Origin of the sequence: uncultured Porphyromonas sp., from assembly GCF_947254915.1 — a bacterium.
GTDB lineage: Bacteria > Bacteroidota > Bacteroidia > Bacteroidales > Porphyromonadaceae > Porphyromonas.
In genome coordinates, this window is the sequence record NZ_CAMYEZ010000010.1 from 1 (window position 1) to 16,468 (window position 16,468).

The window sequence follows — 16,468 nt, forward strand, 5'->3', positions numbered from 1 at the left end:
TATCTAGGACCACACCTACGAGGATCAGCAGTGATGTACCTCCAAAGAACTGTGCAAATGCCGAACTTATACCTAGAATCTGAGCAAAGGCTGGCATGATAGCAACCAGTGCGAGGAAGAATGCTCCTGGCAGTGTGATACGATCCATGATACCGTCGAGGTAGTCTCGCGTGCTACGTCCAGGCTTGACACCTGGGATGAATCCATTGTTGCGCTTGAGGTCATCGGTCATCTGTGTGGGGTTGATCGTAATCGCCGTATAGAAGTAGGTGAAAAGGATGATCAACGTAGCAAAGATGAAGTTGTACCAAAAGCTAGTATTGTCAGACAATACCTGGATAAAACGCGAGGGCGTACCATCCCCTCCAGTGAAGTAGCTAGCGAGTGAGATGGGGATAAACATAATCGCTTGAGCGAAGATGATAGGCATCACGTTGGCAGCATTCACCTTGAGAGGTATATACTGACGTGCACCACCATACTGCTTATTCCCCACTACACGCTTAGCGTACTGCACTGGGACTTTGCGCGTTCCCTGTACCAGTAGGATAGCTCCTGCAGTAACGAACAGTAGGAATACAATCTCAGCAAGGAATGCTACAAGTCCTCCCGAAGCACTGATGAGACGATAATTAAACTCGGCTATCAATGCGTGTGGCAGACGAGCGATAATACCTATAAGGATGATGAATGAGATACCATTGCCGACGCCCTTATCTGTAATGCGCTCACCTAGCCAAAGGACAAACATACTGCCCGCTGCTAGTATGACGGTAGCAAATACACGATACATAATGCCAGAAGGTAGCGATGCTCCAGCAGCACGTAGCTGCATATCAAGATTCAGCAGATAGGCTGGAGCCTGAATCAACAGAATCAGCACCGTCAGGTAACGTGTCCACTGATTAATCTTGCGTCGTCCACTCTCACCCTCACGCTGCATCTTCTGCATAGAGGGAATGATAATCGCCGCCAACTGCATAACGATACTTGCCGAGATGTAAGGCATAATACCCAGAGCAAATATCGAGGCGTTGGAGAAGGCTCCTCCCGAGAACATATTGAGCAGAGCCATCAGACCTTCACTGGTTTGGCTGGCTAGATTGGTCAATGTATCGGGATTGACTCCAGGCAATACGACGAAGCTACCTAGTCGGTATATGACTACATACAGGATAGTGATGAGAATCCGCTTACGCAGATCCTCTATCTTCCATATATTCTTAATTGTATCTACTAACCGCATATCTGCTTATCTTATTGTAGTATCGATCCGCCCTGAGCTTCAATAAGCTCCTTGGCACGAGCTGAGTAAGCGTCTGCCTCGACCTGTATGGATCGTGTCAACTCGCCCTGAGCTAGAATCTTCACGGATTCATTGCGTGAGGCTAGCCCAGCTTCAACAAGCTTATCCTTAGTAATAACTACTGTCTCTGCTTGATTAGGGAAGAATTCAGTATTCTGTGCCAACTGCTCAAGAGCAGCTAGGTTCACAGGACGATACTCTATCCTATTGATATTATTGAAGCCAAACTTAGGTAAGCGACGCTGGATTGGCATCTGACCGCCCTCAAATCCGACTTTATGCTTGTATCCAGAGCGAGACTTGGCTCCCTTGTGTCCACGTGTAGACGTGCCACCACGGCCAGATCCCTGACCACGACCGATACGACGACGAGAGTGAACAGAGCCCTCGGCTGGTTTGAGTGTAGATAAGTCCATTGCTATTATCTGTCTATATTTTATTACTCTACGACCTGAACCAAGTGGTGTACTTTGGCCACCATACCCCTAATCTGAGGGGTATCCTCATGCTCTACAATCTGGTGCATCTTGCGAAGACCTAGACCATCGAGGGTGCGCTTCTGAGACTTGTTGCACCGTATACGACTACGGACTTGCTCAATTCTGATTTTTGCCATAATACTCTTTACTTGTCTAGGTGATTATCCTTTAAACACACGCTCTACAGAGATACCTCTGCTCTGAGCGACCATCAAGGGGCTACGTAGCTCAGCGAGTGCTGCGATGGTAGCCTTGACGAGATTGTGTGGATTCGTTGACCCCTGGCTCTTTGCCAAAACATCGGTAACGCCTACACTGTCTAGTACCGCACGCATAGCACCTCCTGCGATGACTCCCGAACCAGCAGAGGCTGGGCGCAGCAAGATGCGAGCACCACCGAAGCGACCGATCTGCTCGTGAGGAATGGTCCCGTTGTAGATAGGTACACGTATGAGATTCTTCTTAGCAGCCTCTACGCCCTTGGCGATGGCTGCGGGCACTTCGCTGGCACGCCCCATACCATAACCTACGATGCCATCCTCGTTACCGACGACAACAATCGCAGCAAAGGTAAAGGTGCGACCACCCTTTGTGACCTTAGTTACTCGATTGATAGCTACTAGGCGATCCTTAAGATCTAGATCATTGGTAGCTGTGACTCTATTTGTTGCTATTGCCATGATGTGCTCTATGATTTAGAATTTAAGACCTCCTGTACGAGCTGCATCTGCTAGCTCCTTGATACGACCGTGATAGAGGTACCCATTACGATCAAAAACCACCGTATCAATGCCAGCAGCAAGCGCTACTCGAGCTATCTCCTGTCCTACCTGAGCGGCCACCTCCTTCTTAGTACCAGAGGTCTCCATCTTGAGTGAGGAGGCACTTGCTAGAGTGCGTCCTTCTATATCGTCAATAACCTGTGCGTAAATCTGCTTATTGCTTCTGAATACAGACAGGCGTGGTCTTTGAGATGTACCACTTATCTTGCCACGCACACGTGTCTTGATGTGCTTTCTTCTTTGTGCTTTCTTGTTCATATGACTCTTTACTTAGATAGTGGATACGACTTACTTACCAGCCGTCTTACCAGACTTACGGCGTACCTCCTCACCGAGGAAGCGAACACCTTTACCCTTGTATGGCTCTGGCTTGCGGAATGAACGAATCTTAGCACAGACCTGTCCTAGGAGTTGCTTGTCGCAAGACTTAAGGATGATCTTCGGGGTCTGATTGCGCACCATCTCTGTCTCTAACTTAATCTCATTGGGGAGTACTAGATAGATAGCGTGCGTAAAACCTAGTGATAGCTCTAGGATCTGCCCCTGATTGGTAGCACGGTAACCGACACCGATTAATTCAAGTGTTTGGGTGAACTCTTCGTGTACACCCGTCACCATATTGTGGATTAGCTGACGGTAGAGACCGTGCAGAGAGCGCTCCTGGCGCTCGTCAGAGTGACGTGCGAGTGTGATCTCACCGTCCTGTATAGAGACCTCGATGCGAGGATCTATGTATTGCTTGAGCTCACCCTTGGGGCCCTTTACTGTTACATAGTGATCCTCCTGAGAGACGGTCACGCCCTGTGGTATAGCTATGGGTAGTTTACCTATTCTAGACATATTGCTTTGCTATAAGGAGGATTAATATACATAACATAGTACCTCACCACCGATCTTGAGCTCACGAGCCTCTTTGTCAGTCATGACACCGTGAGATGTAGATAGGATGGCGATACCTAGTCCATTGAGTACGCGAGGCATATCTTTGTAGCCTACATACTTACGTAAGCCTGGGCGTGAGACACGCTTGAGGCACTTGATTGCGTTGACCTTGTTAGAGAGGTCATACTTGAGGGCAACTTTGATGGTTCCTTTGCATCCCTCCTCCTCAAACATATAGTTGAGGATGTAGCCCTTGTCAAAAAGGATCTTGGTGATATCCTTCTTGATGTTGCTAGCTGGGATTTCTACCACACGGTGCCCCGCTTTGATTGCATTGCGCAATCGGGTGAGATAATCTGCTATTGGATCTGTCATTGTGTATTAAGATTAAATTGATCTGGAGGGTTCCTAACTTGCTTTAGACTCTTTACCTAACGTACTGTCTAGTCCTCTAGGTTACAGTACCCATTACAGGGATAAGTATACATTGAGGAGTTAGATATAGCAAGGCTGGGAGTTGTAAGAGATAGGCTACCCCAGACAATATTTAATTGATTCGCTGTCAATCATCGCCCCACGCTCTCACTCTAGAGAGTGCAAGCACTCCATACACTCCCTCTGGTGTGGAAGGGACATATGAGAGGACAATTCTAGGCAAAGATACAAATAGTCTAGATACTATGAAAACTTTCAGAGCTCATCAGGAGTATATCACACCTACAGTATAGACTGGGCATAATGCTCCAACTTGCTCTCCACATAGTATATCTGAGCCCTTGGAACGCTCTATAAACAATTTGTTTATGAGAACGGTTCCCGTCCTCGTATGTGGGTGTTGACGAAAGATTCTTTACCAGCTGGCCTTCTTCACCCCAGGGATAAGACCAGCAGAAGCCATCTCACGGAACTGGATACGACTGATGCCAAACTGTCTCATATAACCCTTGGGACGTCCCGTGATTTTGCAACGATTATGCAGACGCACAGAAGAGGAGTTGCGTGGAAGTGTCTGGAGCTTCTGCAGAGACTCATAGTCTCCAGCAGCCTTGAGCTCGGCACGACGCTTTGCATACTTCTGAACTAACTTCTGGCGCTTGACCTCACGGGCCTTCATTGATTCTTTTGCCATAGACCTATATGTATCTTACTTATTAGTAGTACGGAATGGAAGACCAAATCGCTTGAGTAGCTCAAAGCCCTCTTCATCAGTAGGAGCTGAGGTCACAAAAGTGATGTTCATCCCTAGTATTTTCGTGATACTATCAAGGTTAATCTCAGGGAAGATAATCTGCTCTGTGATTCCTAGAGTATAGTTACCACGACCATCCAGCTTAGAGTTTATACCCTTGAAGTCACGGATACGTGGGAGAGCAACACGGACGAGACGCTCTAGGAACTCGTACATACGGTCGCCACGCAGTGTAACCATAACACCAATAGGCATCTGCTTACGTAACTTAAAGTTGGATATATCCTTGCGTGAATGTGTTGCTACTGCCTTTTGTCCAGTGATCTGAGTGAGCTCATCAATAGCTACATCAATGATTTTCTTGTCACCTGTAGCGATGCCCAAGCCTTGATTGATGACGATCTTCTCTAGGCGGGGCACCTGCATACTACTCTTGTAGGCAAAGTGCTTCATCAGATCGGGAGCGATCTGCTCTTTGTATTGCTTCTTAAGATTTACTGTCAGTGCCATAGTTACTTAATTACTTCTCCTGACTGCTTAGCAAAGCGTACGAGCTTACCGTTGTCATCACGGCGACGTCCTATACGCGTTCCCTTGCCAGACTGAGGATCTAGCACATTCAGGTTAGATATATGTATTGGAGCCTCCATGCTGAGAATAGCTCCCTGGGGGTTCTGTGCATTGGGCTTGGTATGCTTAGATACCATATTGAGCCCCTCGACAATCGCACGCTGCTTCTTGACTAGAACCTTGAGGACGCGTCCTGTCTTGCCCTTGTCGTCACCAGCATTTACCATAACGATGTCGCCTTTCTTAATATGAAACTTGCTCATCTCTATTCTCTATATAAGTTAAAGGACCTCAGGAGCTAGAGACACGACCTTCATATTTACGGCACGTAGCTCACGAGCTACTGGACCGAAGATACGTGTACCACGTAGCTCGCCATTGGGGGTGAGTAGTACGCAGGCGTTGTCATCAAAGCGGATATAGGAGCCATCAGTACGACGAATCTCCTTTTTGGTCCTTACGATGAGAGCCTTGGCTACGGTACCCTTCTTCATATCACTGGAGGGGATGACGCTCTTGACGGTCACCACGATGATATCTCCGACCGAAGCATAGCGACGGCGTGTGCCACCGAGTACACGGATACAGAGTACCTCGCGAGCACCACTATTGTCTGCTACATTGAGTCTTGATTCTTGCTGTATCATAGTTTACTTCGCTCTTTCTATAATCTCGGTTAGTCTCCAGCGCTTCGTGCGACTCAGAGGGCGTGTCTCCATAATGCGGACACGGTCACCGATGTTCGTTTCATTTTTCTCGTCATGTGCATAGTACTTTTTAGTCTTGCTGACGAACTTACCATATATAGGGTGCTTCTCTTTGAAGCGTGAGGCTACGGTGATGGTCTTGTCCATCTTATTGCTGGTGACGATCCCGATGCGCTCTTTTCTATGATTTCTTTCCATGTGAATAATAGTCTATTCTGCAGGGTTAGTTATTTGTCTCTCGCTCTGCGAGGACAGTCTTGAGACGAGCGATCGTGCGACGCTGCTCTCTAAAAGCTGCAGGATTCTCAGCTGGAGAGACATAGTGATCTATCCTCTTCTGCTGGTAGGTAGCCTGCTCAGCCTCTATGCGCTCACGGATTTCGTCCGTTGTGAGCTCTTTGATTTCGCTTATCTGCATAGCTGTATAAGGTCTAGCGGATTAAACATTAGGATTAGCAGCATCGTAGTCTCGACGTACGACAAACTTTGTCGTGACTGGTAACTTCTGAGCAGCTAGACGTAGAGCCTCCTTGGCAACTTCGTAGGGTACGCCCTCTACTTCAAAGAGCATACGACCTGGGGTCACAGGAGCGACAAATCCCTCGGGATTACCTTTACCTTTACCCATTCGCACCTCAGCAGGCTTTGCTGTGATAGGCTTGTCGGGGAAGATGCGGCACCAGACCTGTCCTTGCCTCTGCATATAACGCGTTACTGCAATACGAGCAGCCTCTATCTGACGGCCTGTAATCCACTTACTCTCTAGGCTCTTGATACCAAAAGAACCAAATGCGAGCTGGTTGCCACGCTGTGCATTGCCCTTCATACGGCCCTTCTGTTGCCTTCTAAATTTAGTCTTCTTAGGTTGTAACATAGCTGTGGTCTTTGATTAGCGATTAGATCTATTGCGTCCTCCACGACGGAATCCCCCACGACGATCACCACGAGAGTCACCAGCTCGACGCCCTGCCTGACGGCGAGGCTGTGAGAGGTCAGGAGCTAGATCACGGCGCTCGTATACCTCACCGTTCATAATCCAGACCTTGACACCTATCATACCCACCTTGGTGAGCGCTCCAGTTTGAGCATAGTCAATATCAGCACGTAGTGTGTGTAGAGGAGTACGTCCCTCTTTGTATAGCTCGGAGCGAGCCATCTCAGCGTTGTTGAGACGACCTGAGAGTTGTATCTTGATACCCTCAGCACCAGCACGCATAGCATTTGCAATAGCCATCTTGACGGTACGTCTGTATGACATACGTCCTTCTAATTTACGAGCTATATCATTAGCCACGATGACAGCATCAACTTCAGGCTTGCGTACCTCGTAGATGTTGATTTGTATATTGTCTGCCTTTGTGACCTTCTTGAGTTCAGCCTTGAGGTTCTCTACGTTTTGACCACCCTTTCCGACGATCATACCAGGACGAGCGGTGCATATGGTTATAGTGATGACCTTGAGGGCACGCTCTATGACGATCCGGCTCACGAGAGCTCCTGACAGTCTAGTGTTTAGGTACTTTCTGATACGATCATCCTCTACTAGGGTATCACCATAGTTGCGACCACCATACCAGTTAGAGTCCCAACCACGTATGTAGCCGAGTCTGTTTGCTATTGGATTAATCTTCTGTCCCATATCAGTTACTTAGCTACGTTATTAACTATTTGGTCGACCCACACGGTGATGTGATTCGAACGCTTGCGGATTCTATAGCCACGGCCTTGTGGGGCTGGGCGTAGACGTTTGAGAGTGACACCCTCGTCTACATAAACCTTGGAGACGTAGAGCTCTCCTTCATCAGCCTTGCGACCGTTGAGTTGCTCCCAGTTAGAGACAGCACTACGTATGAGTTGCTCTACACGCTGAGCAGCTACACGGCGAGAGCTAAATCTTAGGGTTGCCATTGCACGCTCTACCTCCATGCCTCTTATATTGTCGACGACTAGACGCATCTTACGAGGAGATGTAGGCACATTGCGTAGCTTAGCTACAGCGGGCTGTGTCACCGTCTCCTGAGCGGTCGTCTCTATTGTATCTTGATTATTGGCACTCATGTGTGATAATTACTTTGATTCGATTTATTACAGGGGTGCTTAACTAGCGATTACCAGAGTGACCACGGAAGGTACGCGTAGGAGCGAACTCTCCGAGCTTGTGACCCACCATATTCTCTGTAATAAATACAGGTATAAAACTCTTGCCATTGTGTACGGCGATCGTATGTCCCACGAAGTCTGGAGAAATCATTGAGGCGCGAGACCAAGTCTTGATGACTGACTTCTTGCCACTTTCATTCATAGCCAAAACTTTCTTTTCGAGCTTAACGCTGATAAATGGCCCTTTCTTAAGTGAACGACTCATGTGTTTAGTTCTTGCTTAAATGATACAATGATTACTTCTTACGCTTGGCTCTCTCGATGATGTACTTAGATGAGTGCTTCTTAGGAGCTCTCGTCTTAAGACCCTTAGAGTATAGACCCGTACGTGAGCGTGGGTGTCCTCCTGAGGCACGACCCTCACCACCACCCATTGGGTGATCAACAGGGTTCATAGCGACACCACGTACTCGTGGTCTGCGACCTAGCCAGCGTGTACGGCCAGCCTTGCCCGATCTCTCAAGTGCGTGGTCGGAGTTACCGACACTACCTATCGTAGCTTTGCATGCGGCGAGGATACGGCGAGTCTCTCCACTAGGCATACGTAGTACGACATAATTATCTTCACGAGCTACCAGCTGTGCGAAGGCACCAGCACTACGCACCAGCTTACCACCCTGACCAGGGCGTAGCTCTACGTTGTGCACGATCATACCGACAGGTACCTTAGCTAGTGGTAGTGCGTTACCTACCTCAGGTGTTGCGTTGTCACCTGACATCACTTGCTGGCCTACAGTCAGTCCGTTAGGAGCGATGATATAGCTCTTAGCTCCATCGGCATAGTATAGGAGTGCGATGCGAGATGATCTGTTTGGATCATACTCGATACTCTTGACTGTAGCGGGGATGCCATCCTTCGTTCTCTTGAAGTCGATGAGACGATACTTACGCTTATGACCACCGCCTACGTTGCGTATGGTCATCTTACCAGTATTGTTACGACCACCCGATTTACGAGCTCCAACTACAAGAGACTTTTCTGGTGCACTGGCAGTGATGGCGTCAAATGCACCAATAGTTTTGTGTCTTTGCCCCGGCGTTGCGGGCTTTAGTTTACGGATTCCCATTGCTTATATATTGCTAAAGAAATCGATTGTATCCTCACCCTGGAGCGTGATGAAAGCCTTCTTGAAGGCTGGCTTACGACCCGTGATGACACCCGACTTGGTATAGCGGCTAGAGCGCTTACCATCGTAGCGACAGGTGTTGACACTATCGACCTTGACGTTGTACATCTTCTCAACAGCATTACGTATCTCAATCTTGTTGGCAGTAGGCGCTACTAGAAAAGCGTACCTCTGCTGATTGCTCTCAGTGATTGCTGTCATCTTCTCTGAGATTATTGGTTTGATTATGATTCCCATATCAATGCTCTACTACTGTGTTTTGACTTAAAACATCTCATTGACATGTGCTAGAGCATCCTCTGTGAAGACTATCTTGCGACAATCCAGCACACAATATGTATTGAGATCTTGAGCACGTATGATGCTGACACCAGGGATGTTGCGAGCACTCAGTGCTACGGCATCCTCAATCTGAGACACTACATAGAGTGTCTTCTGTCCATCTACGTTCAGAGCTTTTGCCATACTCACGAAGGTCTTAGTCTTAGGAGCATCAAAGCTCAGCTGGTCCAGCACTAGGATTTCGTTATCCTGAGCCTTGTATGTGAGAGCACTGCGACGTGCTAGCTGACGCAGCTTCTTATTGAGCTTGAAGCTGTAGCTACGTGGACGTGGTCCGAAGACACGTGCACCACCGCGTAGGATGTTTGAGTTGATATCACCACGACGAGCGCCTCCCGTACCCTTCTGGCGGAATAGCTTGCGTGTGGAGCCACTCATCTCACTACGCTCCTTGGTTTTGTGCGTACCCTGGCGCTGGTTAGCTCGGTATTGCTTGACGGTTAGATAGATAGCGTGATCATTGGGCTCTATACCAAAGACGGAGCTCTCCAAGGCTATCTTACGTCCCGTATCTTCACCTTGTATATTGTAGATTGATAGTTCCATTACTTCTCTATTGCTATGATTGAACCCTTAGCCCCTGGCACGCTACCCTTGAGTACGAGTATATTGTGCTCAGGCATTACTTTGATCACCTCAAGGTTTTGTACTGTGACGCGCTTATTGCCCATCTGTCCAGCCATACGTGTACCCTTGAAGACCTTCGCAGGGTAAGAGCATGCACCGACAGCACCGGGAGCACGCAGACGGTCATCCTGACCGTGTGTTGACTGACCGACACCACCGAATCCGTGACGCTTGACTACACCTTGAAATCCCTTACCCTTGCTCGTCCCGTGTACGTCCACATAGTGCGTATCGTTGAAGAGCTCCACGGTGATCTCATCACCGAGTTTGTAATCCGATCCAAAGCCCATGAACTCGGCCAAGTGGCGCTTGTTAGTCACTCCGGCTGCCTTGAAGTGTCCCTGTAGTGGGCGTGTCGTATGCTTATCCTTAGCATCCTGAAAGCCCAGCTGGATCGCTTCATAACCATCACGGTCAGCAGTCTTTACTTGAGTCACTACACAAGGACCTACTTCGATGACAGTGCATGGCACATTGACGCCCTCGGCACTGAATACGGATGTCATTCCGATTTTCTTTCCTAATAATCCTGGCATTTCTGTAGTTGATTACTCTGGTTAATACTTAATTTCGATGTCTACGCCACTGGGCATCTCCAGCTTCATCAGCGCATCAATCGTAGGTGCTGAGGCGTTGTAGATGTCGATCAGACGCTTGTGAGCATTTAGCTCAAACTGCTCACGACTCTTCTTATTGACGAAGGTGGAGCGGTTCACCGTAAAAATACGCTTATGCGTGGGCAGTGGTATAGGACCACTGACCAGCGCATTAGTATTCTGTACGGCCGTGACGATCTTCTCGGCAGACTTGTCTACGAGCATATGGTCGTATGACCTCAGCTTGATTCTGATCTTTTGGCTCATTACTATATTGTGAGATTATTACTTTATCAAATCAACGCGACCATTGAGTTCCTCAAGGATCTTCTTAGCTATTGACGAGGAGACCTCTGCGTAGTGAGAGAAGCTCATCGTACTGGAGGCACGACCACTCGTGATTGTACGGAGAGCAGTTACATAGCCAAACATCTCGCTTAGGGGCACCTTAGCCTTGATAACTTGAGCGCCAGAGCGGTTGATCTCTGAGCCCTCAACCTGACCACGACGCTTGTTAAGGTCACCGATCACGTCACCCATATTCTCCTCAGGTGTTACCACCTCAAGTTGCATAATAGGCTCCATAAGGACGGGGCTAGCCTTTTCAGAAGCCTCCTTAAAGGCCATCATAGCTGCCACCTCAAAGGATAGCTGATCCGAGTCTACGGGGTGGAAAGATCCATCTACCAGTGTCACCTTGAGACTATCTAGAGGATAACCAGCGAGGACACCACTCTTCATAGCCTTCTCAAAGCCCTTCTGGACTGAGGGGATAAACTCTTTCGGGATGTTACCACCCTTGACCTCGTCAACAAACTGTAGAGCTCCGTCAAAGTCCTCGTCTGCAGGACCAAACTTGATGATGATGTCAGCGAACTTACCACGTCCACCTGACTGCTTCTTGTACACCTCACGCAGGTCTACAGTCTGAGTGACAGCCTCCTTGTAAGCCACCTGAGGCTTACCCTGGTTACACTCGACCTTGAACTCACGCTTCAGACGGTCTATAATGATATCAAGGTGTAGCTCACCCATACCGCTGATGACGGTCTGACCCGTCTCCTCATTGGTCTTGACAACAAACGTCGGATCCTCCTCAGCGAGCTTAGACAGCCCGACACCGAGACGATCCATATCCTTCTGCGTCTTAGGCTCTACAGCGATACCAATCACTGGATCGGGGAAGTCAATAGACTCCAGTACGAGCGGTGCATTCTCATCACAAAGCGTATCACCCGTACGAATATCCTTAAAGCCCACGCCAGCACCGATATCACCCGTACCGATAGACTCCATCGGGTTCTGATGATTTGAGTGCATCTGGAAGAGACGTGAGATGCGCTCCTTCTTGCCAGAGCGAGAGTTAAAGACGTAACTACCAGCGTCAATGTGACCACTATACACGCGGAAGAAGCAGAGACGACCTACGAAGGGGTCGGTAGCGATCTTGAAGGCGAGCGCACTCATAGGAGCATCGGGGTCGACCTCACGCACCTCCTCCTTGTCAGAGTCTATTGCATGACCTACCACCTCTGGCGTGTCTACAGGGCTAGGAAGATAAGCGCAGACAGCATCTAGGAGCGTCTGTACACCCTTATTCTTAAATGAGGAGCCACATAGCATCGGGAAGATCTCCATAGCTAGCGTAGCCTTGCGGATAGCTACACGGATCTCATCCTCAGTGATCGTAGAGGGATCTTCAAAGTATTTCTCCATGAGCGTCTCGTCAGTCTCTGCGAGCGTCTCTAGGAGCTTATCTCTCCACTCCTCAGCATCAGCACGGAGATTGTCGGGGATCTCGTCGATCTCATACTCGGCACCCATGGTCTCATCATGCCATATGATAGCCTTCATAGTGATCAGATCTATGACACCCTTGAAGGAGTCCTCCTCCCCTACTGGGATCTGGATAGGACAAGCCTTAGCTCCGAGCATCTCAACCATCTGGCGCTGTACCTCGTAGAAGTTTGCGCCCGAGCGGTCCATCTTATTGATATATGCGATACGTGGCACCTTATACTTATCAGCCTGACGCCATACAGTCTCGCTCTGAGGCTGTACACCACCCACTGCGCAAAAAGTAGCCACAGCACCATCTAGGACACGGAGTGAACGCTCCACCTCAACGGTGAAGTCAACGTGTCCCGGGGTGTCAATCAGATTGATCTTATACTTCTTATCACCATAGGTCCAGAAGGTCGTAGTTGCAGCAGAGGTGATCGTGATACCACGCTCCTGCTCCTGCTCCATCCAGTCCATCGTAGCGGCACCATCGTGCACCTCTCCGATCTTGTGTGTTAGTCCAGTGTAAAAGAGTATGCGCTCAGAGGTTGTCGTCTTACCAGCATCAATGTGTGCCATGATACCGATATTACGAGTTTGCTCAAGCTTAGAATGAATTGCAGACATAGATTCTTGGTTAGTGATGGATTAGAAGCGGAAGTGTGCGAAAGCACGGTTAGCCTCAGCCATACGGTGTACATCCTCCTTACGCTTGAAGGCACCACCCTGACTATTGTAGGCATCCATAATCTCTGCTGCCAGTTTGTCAGCCATCGTCTTACCACCACGCTTGCGAGCGAAGATGATTAGATTCTTCATAGAGATAGACTCCCTACGCTCTGGACGTATCTCTGTCGGCACTTGGAAGGTTGCTCCTCCGATACGACGAGACTTGACCTCCACGTGGGGGGTTACATTATCAAGAGCTGCCTTCCAGATCTCCAGGGCGCTCTTCTCCTCTTGCGACATCTTATCCTTGACGATGTCAAGAGCTCTGTAGAAGATGCTATATGCAAGACTCTTCTTGCCATCATACATGAGGTGATTCACAAACTTTGTGACCTGACGATCTCCAAACACGGGATCGGGCAGTACCTGCCTCTTCTTAGGCTTAGCCTTTCTCATTATTTCGTGATATTATACTATTGTCTCGTCATCTTATTTGGGTTGCCATCATAATGATCTGTTGTCTTCAACGCCCCCTCTGGAGCATTTACTCAACCTATCCTTGATCTCTCAAGGACTAGCTCATCCAAATAGAACCACGAGAACAAGTGTGGTTACTTGATTTAGATTGCACTCCCTATGCAAGACATGCAGGACTCTAGAGAACTAGCATACACTGCGACCAGGAGCGTCGATAGATATTTCTGTGGGAGAGGTACTCGCTGATGTACCTATATTATAGTGTACTCACCCGCTAAGGGTAGTAGTCGGCTAAGGGGGACAGTAGACCATCCAGCACCTCGCCACGGCATCTCAATCTAGGCGACTAGTTTACTTCGCCTTAGGACGCTTAGCTCCATACTTAGAGCGACGCTGGCGACGACCGTCGACACCAGCCGTATCGAGTGCGCCACGCACAATATGGTAGCGTACACCAGGCAGATCCTTAACACGACCGCCACGCACCAATACGATACTATGCTCCTGAAGGTTGTGACCCTCACCAGGGATGTAGGCATTCACCTCCTTGCCATTAGTCAGACGCACACGAGCCACCTTACGCATAGCCGAGTTAGGCTTCTTAGGGGTGGTTGTGTAAACGCGGACACAGACGCCACGACGCTGTGGACATGAACCTAAGGCTGGAGACTTACCTTTTTCCTCAAAGGTCTCTCGTCCCTTTCTTACTAGCTGTTGGATAGTAGGCATTAACTTCTCGTTTACTTAATTCTTGATATACAATTATGATTCTCGTACTTCCCTACCGCAAGCCTGCGACAGCACGACAATGTGCACTTCACAACTAACTACAGTAGGCATAGCGGGGACAAAGGTACAATTTTTTTTTGACTCAGCAAACTTCTCCGCAGTTTCGTCAGGGGTGACGCATTATAGCGAACGAGTGCATCTACGTCTCTATGGCAGAAATCGGGAGGTTCATCCGTAGATATTTTGGATTATCCAACGAGGAAACGAAAAATTCTTCGAAACTTTCATTTCATTCTTCCGAAGTTTCATTTCATTCTTCCGAAGTTTTATTTCGTCCCTCTGTGGAGAATTTTCATTTTCTCGAGAGCTATTGGAAAATTCCTCGGGAGATATCGGACTTAGCGAAGATGTATGAGTATTGATAGCGCTATGAAGCCAGGTTCAATCCACATATACCCGAGTTGTTGTCAAGCGTAGTTAGTGGAGTCCCGATATATAATGCGTCAGCCCTGGCAGTTTCGTGATTCCGCACACATTCCAGTGTCAAGTGCACCCACGGCTCAAAACAACAGAATCCCCTAGAGGTGCCTATATGGTTCTCACCTCCAGGGGACTCTATATATTATATGTATCGCTACGTAGCGTGCTTACTTAGCAGGCTCTAGCTCTACCGTGAAGTGACGTAGCACCGGTAGCTCACGGGTGATGACGTAGCCACGTGTGATCGACTCACGACGGTCATAGACATTCTTGCAGGCAGCTGCGATGACGTCCATGTGATTGTTCGTGTAGGTACGACGTGGTATAGCGAGGCGGAGTAGCTCCAGCTTAGGATAGCGGTTCTCACCCGTCTTAGGATCGCGGTCTGCTAGGATAGAGCCGATCTCGACGCCACGGATGCCAGCCTCTAGGTAAAGTTCGATGCCGAGCGTCTGAGCGATAAACTCCTCCTTGGGAACGTGCGTCAGGATCTTCTTCGCATCAAGGAAGATCGCGTGTCCACCAGCGGGACGCTGATAGGGTACACCATACTCGTCCAGCTTGCTGCCAAGGTAAGCCACCTGACGGATGCGCGTGTCGAGCATGTCAAACTCGGTGTTCTCATCCAGACCGATAGCGAGCGCGTTCATATCACGGCCGTTCATACCGCCATAGGTGAGGAAGCCCTCATTCATCACAGCGTACATAGAGCACTTGTGATAGAGTTCCTCGTCACGCATAGCGAGGAAGCCACCCATATTGACCACAGCGTCCTTCTTGCTAGACATGGTCATGATGTCAGCGTAGCTAAGCATCTCACGGACTATCTCCTTGATTGACTTGTCAGCGTAGCCCTCCTCACGAGTCTTGATGAAGTAAGCATTCTCAGCAAAGCGAGCACCGTCGATCTGTAGCGGTATGCCGTACTTGTGGCACAGTTCGCTCGTCTCACGTACATTCTTCATAGAGACAGGCTGACCGCCAGCCGTGTTGTTGGTCACCGTCAGGACGCACATAGGGATCTGCTCCTTGGGGTACTTCTTAAAGCAATCCTCCAGCTTATTCAGATCCATCTCACCCTTGAAGGGTAGCTCCAGCTCCGTATTGCTTGCCGCATCGATCGTGCAGTCGACGGCTACAGCCTTGCGAAACTCGATGTGCCCCTTCGTCGTGTCGAAGTGTGAGTTGCCCGGTACGATATCGCCCTCCTTGAGCGTAGCCGAGTAAAGCACATTCTCAGCAGCACGACCCTGGTGTGTAGGGATTACGAGCGGGAAGGTGCAGATCTTCTCGACAGCATCCTTGAGGTTTTGGAAAGAGGAAGCACCCGCATAGCTCTCATCGCCGAGCATTATGCCAGCCCACTGACGGTCACTCATAGCGCCCGTACCGGAGTCCGTGAGGACATCGATAAAGACCTGTGATGACTTGAGGCTGAATAGGTTGTAGTGTGCTTGCTTAATCCACTGCTCACGCTGCTCGCGCGTGCTCTTGTGTATCGGCTCTACCATTTTAATGCGGTATGCCTCGGAAAAAGGTATCTCCATAGTAGTTCTATTAAATT

25 protein-coding genes and 1 pseudogene are annotated in these 16,468 nt (G+C 49.0%); all 26 read right to left on the reverse strand.

Going from position 1 to position 16,468, the window contains the following annotated elements:
- The coding region (secY, locus tag Q0X57_RS01445; RefSeq protein WP_297726620.1) for a preprotein translocase subunit SecY at window positions 1-1,246 on the reverse strand (1,246 nt) is incomplete at its 3' end.
- A gap of 11 nt (window positions 1,247-1,257) precedes the next feature.
- Window positions 1,258-1,722 carry a 50S ribosomal protein L15 gene (gene rplO, locus Q0X57_RS01450; protein WP_297726623.1) on the reverse strand — a complete coding sequence of 155 codons (465 nt, stop codon included), beginning with the start codon at window positions 1,720-1,722 and terminating at the stop codon, window positions 1,258-1,260.
- Between the two features lie 23 nt (window positions 1,723-1,745).
- Complete coding sequence (gene rpmD, locus Q0X57_RS01455) at window positions 1,746-1,922, reverse strand: 50S ribosomal protein L30 (protein WP_293964705.1); 177 nt, start codon at window positions 1,920-1,922, stop codon at window positions 1,746-1,748.
- A 24-nt stretch (window positions 1,923-1,946) separates the two neighbouring features.
- The gene (gene rpsE, locus Q0X57_RS01460) at window positions 1,947-2,465 is read right to left on the reverse strand and encodes a 30S ribosomal protein S5 (protein WP_297726626.1); all 519 of its coding nucleotides are present in this window, start codon (window positions 2,463-2,465) and stop codon (window positions 1,947-1,949) included.
- A 15-nt stretch (window positions 2,466-2,480) separates the two neighbouring features.
- Entirely contained in the window at window positions 2,481-2,825 is a 345-nt protein-coding gene (rplR, locus tag Q0X57_RS01465) for a 50S ribosomal protein L18 (protein WP_297168050.1), read from the reverse strand.
- Between the two features lie 30 nt (window positions 2,826-2,855).
- Entirely contained in the window at window positions 2,856-3,407 is a 552-nt protein-coding gene (gene rplF / locus Q0X57_RS01470) for a 50S ribosomal protein L6 (RefSeq protein ID WP_297726631.1), read from the reverse strand.
- A gap of 21 nt (window positions 3,408-3,428) precedes the next feature.
- A complete protein-coding gene (gene rpsH / locus Q0X57_RS01475) occupies window positions 3,429-3,824 on the reverse strand; it encodes a 30S ribosomal protein S8 (RefSeq protein WP_004331545.1) in 396 nt (131 codons plus the stop codon).
- A 475-nt stretch (window positions 3,825-4,299) separates the two neighbouring features.
- Window positions 4,300-4,578, reverse strand: a complete 279-nt coding sequence (gene rpsN, locus Q0X57_RS01480) for a 30S ribosomal protein S14 (RefSeq protein WP_293964708.1) — start codon at window positions 4,576-4,578, stop codon at window positions 4,300-4,302.
- Between the two features lie 15 nt (window positions 4,579-4,593).
- The gene (gene rplE, locus Q0X57_RS01485) at window positions 4,594-5,148 is read right to left on the reverse strand and encodes a 50S ribosomal protein L5 (protein ID WP_297726635.1); all 555 of its coding nucleotides are present in this window, start codon (window positions 5,146-5,148) and stop codon (window positions 4,594-4,596) included.
- A gap of 2 nt (window positions 5,149-5,150) precedes the next feature.
- A complete protein-coding gene (gene rplX / locus Q0X57_RS01490) occupies window positions 5,151-5,471 on the reverse strand; it encodes a 50S ribosomal protein L24 (RefSeq protein WP_025882894.1) in 321 nt (106 codons plus the stop codon).
- A gap of 18 nt (window positions 5,472-5,489) precedes the next feature.
- Window positions 5,490-5,855, reverse strand: a complete 366-nt coding sequence (rplN, locus tag Q0X57_RS01495) for a 50S ribosomal protein L14 (RefSeq protein ID WP_007365575.1) — start codon at window positions 5,853-5,855, stop codon at window positions 5,490-5,492.
- Between the two features lie 3 nt (window positions 5,856-5,858).
- The gene (gene rpsQ / locus Q0X57_RS01500; RefSeq protein ID WP_004331520.1) at window positions 5,859-6,113 is read right to left on the reverse strand and encodes a 30S ribosomal protein S17; all 255 of its coding nucleotides are present in this window, start codon (window positions 6,111-6,113) and stop codon (window positions 5,859-5,861) included.
- A 25-nt stretch (window positions 6,114-6,138) separates the two neighbouring features.
- Entirely contained in the window at window positions 6,139-6,333 is a 195-nt protein-coding gene (gene rpmC, locus Q0X57_RS01505) for a 50S ribosomal protein L29 (RefSeq protein WP_297726643.1), read from the reverse strand.
- Between the two features lie 21 nt (window positions 6,334-6,354).
- On the reverse strand, window positions 6,355-6,789 hold the full coding sequence (gene rplP, locus Q0X57_RS01510) for a 50S ribosomal protein L16 (RefSeq protein WP_007365583.1): 435 nt from the start codon (window positions 6,787-6,789) through the stop codon (window positions 6,355-6,357).
- 15 nt (window positions 6,790-6,804) lie between these two features.
- A complete protein-coding gene (gene rpsC / locus Q0X57_RS01515; protein ID WP_297726645.1) occupies window positions 6,805-7,554 on the reverse strand; it encodes a 30S ribosomal protein S3 in 750 nt (249 codons plus the stop codon).
- A 5-nt stretch (window positions 7,555-7,559) separates the two neighbouring features.
- Window positions 7,560-7,907 (reverse strand): annotated as a pseudogene (gene rplV / locus Q0X57_RS01520) (50S ribosomal protein L22); the annotation flags it as partial.
- A 109-nt stretch (window positions 7,908-8,016) separates the two neighbouring features.
- The gene (gene rpsS / locus Q0X57_RS01525; protein WP_004331550.1) at window positions 8,017-8,280 is read right to left on the reverse strand and encodes a 30S ribosomal protein S19; all 264 of its coding nucleotides are present in this window, start codon (window positions 8,278-8,280) and stop codon (window positions 8,017-8,019) included.
- 31 nt (window positions 8,281-8,311) lie between these two features.
- The gene (gene rplB, locus Q0X57_RS01530; protein WP_007365597.1) at window positions 8,312-9,142 is read right to left on the reverse strand and encodes a 50S ribosomal protein L2; all 831 of its coding nucleotides are present in this window, start codon (window positions 9,140-9,142) and stop codon (window positions 8,312-8,314) included.
- Window positions 9,143-9,145: 3 nt separating this feature from the next.
- The gene (gene rplW, locus Q0X57_RS01535; protein WP_007365572.1) at window positions 9,146-9,439 is read right to left on the reverse strand and encodes a 50S ribosomal protein L23; all 294 of its coding nucleotides are present in this window, start codon (window positions 9,437-9,439) and stop codon (window positions 9,146-9,148) included.
- A gap of 27 nt (window positions 9,440-9,466) precedes the next feature.
- A complete protein-coding gene (gene rplD / locus Q0X57_RS01540) occupies window positions 9,467-10,090 on the reverse strand; it encodes a 50S ribosomal protein L4 (protein WP_297726650.1) in 624 nt (207 codons plus the stop codon).
- Window positions 10,090-10,707 (reverse strand): 50S ribosomal protein L3, encoded by a 618-nt coding sequence (rplC, locus tag Q0X57_RS01545; RefSeq protein ID WP_007365559.1) that lies wholly within the window; start codon window positions 10,705-10,707, stop codon window positions 10,090-10,092. The genes rplD and rplC overlap by 1 nt, the downstream gene beginning before the upstream one ends.
- 21 nt (window positions 10,708-10,728) lie before the next feature.
- Window positions 10,729-11,034, reverse strand: coding sequence for a 30S ribosomal protein S10 (gene rpsJ / locus Q0X57_RS01550; protein ID WP_004331517.1), 306 nt, complete (start codon window positions 11,032-11,034; stop codon window positions 10,729-10,731).
- An 18-nt stretch (window positions 11,035-11,052) separates the two neighbouring features.
- On the reverse strand, window positions 11,053-13,176 hold the full coding sequence (gene fusA, locus Q0X57_RS01555) for an elongation factor G (protein ID WP_297726654.1): 2,124 nt from the start codon (window positions 13,174-13,176) through the stop codon (window positions 11,053-11,055).
- 21 nt (window positions 13,177-13,197) lie between these two features.
- On the reverse strand, window positions 13,198-13,674 hold the full coding sequence (rpsG, locus tag Q0X57_RS01560; protein ID WP_004331548.1) for a 30S ribosomal protein S7: 477 nt from the start codon (window positions 13,672-13,674) through the stop codon (window positions 13,198-13,200).
- Window positions 13,675-14,046: 372 nt separating this feature from the next.
- Window positions 14,047-14,424 carry a 30S ribosomal protein S12 gene (gene rpsL, locus Q0X57_RS01565; protein WP_004331537.1) on the reverse strand — a complete coding sequence of 126 codons (378 nt, stop codon included), beginning with the start codon at window positions 14,422-14,424 and terminating at the stop codon, window positions 14,047-14,049.
- A gap of 647 nt (window positions 14,425-15,071) precedes the next feature.
- Complete coding sequence (locus tag Q0X57_RS01570) at window positions 15,072-16,451, reverse strand: tryptophanase (protein ID WP_297726659.1); 1,380 nt, start codon at window positions 16,449-16,451, stop codon at window positions 15,072-15,074.
- Window positions 16,452-16,468 lie beyond the last annotated feature (17 nt).

What these genes read in the sequence shown, in the direction of transcription:
- rpmC (WP_297726643.1), bottom strand. Translation starts at nt 6,333, where the DNA reads ATGCAGATAAGCGAAATCAAAGAGCTCACAACGGACGAAATCCGTGAG.
- Q0X57_RS01570 (WP_297726659.1), bottom strand. Translation starts at nt 16,451, where the DNA reads ATGGAGATACCTTTTTCCGAGGCATACCGCATTAAAATGGTAGAGCCG.
- rplP (WP_007365583.1), bottom strand. Translation starts at nt 6,789, where the DNA reads ATGTTACAACCTAAGAAGACTAAATTTAGAAGGCAACAGAAGGGCCGT.
- rpsC (WP_297726645.1), bottom strand. Translation starts at nt 7,554, where the DNA reads ATGGGACAGAAGATTAATCCAATAGCAAACAGACTCGGCTACATACGT.
- rpsS (WP_004331550.1), bottom strand. Translation starts at nt 8,280, where the DNA reads ATGAGTCGTTCACTTAAGAAAGGGCCATTTATCAGCGTTAAGCTCGAA.
- rplB (WP_007365597.1), bottom strand. Translation starts at nt 9,142, where the DNA reads ATGGGAATCCGTAAACTAAAGCCCGCAACGCCGGGGCAAAGACACAAA.
- rpsL (WP_004331537.1), bottom strand. Translation starts at nt 14,424, where the DNA reads ATGCCTACTATCCAACAGCTAGTAAGAAAGGGACGAGAGACCTTTGAG.
- rplD (WP_297726650.1), bottom strand. Translation starts at nt 10,090, where the DNA reads ATGGAACTATCAATCTACAATATACAAGGTGAAGATACGGGACGTAAG.
- rplO (WP_297726623.1), bottom strand. Translation starts at nt 1,722, where the DNA reads ATGGACTTATCTACACTCAAACCAGCCGAGGGCTCTGTTCACTCTCGT.
- rpsH (WP_004331545.1), bottom strand. Translation starts at nt 3,824, where the DNA reads ATGACAGATCCAATAGCAGATTATCTCACCCGATTGCGCAATGCAATC.
- rpsQ (WP_004331520.1), bottom strand. Translation starts at nt 6,113, where the DNA reads ATGGAAAGAAATCATAGAAAAGAGCGCATCGGGATCGTCACCAGCAAT.
- rpmD (WP_293964705.1), bottom strand. Translation starts at nt 1,922, where the DNA reads ATGGCAAAAATCAGAATTGAGCAAGTCCGTAGTCGTATACGGTGCAAC.
- rplR (WP_297168050.1), bottom strand. Translation starts at nt 2,825, where the DNA reads ATGAACAAGAAAGCACAAAGAAGAAAGCACATCAAGACACGTGTGCGT.
- rpsN (WP_293964708.1), bottom strand. Translation starts at nt 4,578, where the DNA reads ATGGCAAAAGAATCAATGAAGGCCCGTGAGGTCAAGCGCCAGAAGTTA.
- rplC (WP_007365559.1), bottom strand. Translation starts at nt 10,707, where the DNA reads ATGCCAGGATTATTAGGAAAGAAAATCGGAATGACATCCGTATTCAGT.
- rplF (WP_297726631.1), bottom strand. Translation starts at nt 3,407, where the DNA reads ATGTCTAGAATAGGTAAACTACCCATAGCTATACCACAGGGCGTGACC.
- rpsJ (WP_004331517.1), bottom strand. Translation starts at nt 11,034, where the DNA reads ATGAGCCAAAAGATCAGAATCAAGCTGAGGTCATACGACCATATGCTC.
- rpsE (WP_297726626.1), bottom strand. Translation starts at nt 2,465, where the DNA reads ATGGCAATAGCAACAAATAGAGTCACAGCTACCAATGATCTAGATCTT.
- rpsG (WP_004331548.1), bottom strand. Translation starts at nt 13,674, where the DNA reads ATGAGAAAGGCTAAGCCTAAGAAGAGGCAGGTACTGCCCGATCCCGTG.
- fusA (WP_297726654.1), bottom strand. Translation starts at nt 13,176, where the DNA reads ATGTCTGCAATTCATTCTAAGCTTGAGCAAACTCGTAATATCGGTATC.
- rplW (WP_007365572.1), bottom strand. Translation starts at nt 9,439, where the DNA reads ATGGGAATCATAATCAAACCAATAATCTCAGAGAAGATGACAGCAATC.
- rplN (WP_007365575.1), bottom strand. Translation starts at nt 5,855, where the DNA reads ATGATACAGCAAGAATCAAGACTCAATGTAGCAGACAATAGTGGTGCT.
- rplX (WP_025882894.1), bottom strand. Translation starts at nt 5,471, where the DNA reads ATGAGCAAGTTTCATATTAAGAAAGGCGACATCGTTATGGTAAATGCT.
- rplE (WP_297726635.1), bottom strand. Translation starts at nt 5,148, where the DNA reads ATGGCACTGACAGTAAATCTTAAGAAGCAATACAAAGAGCAGATCGCT.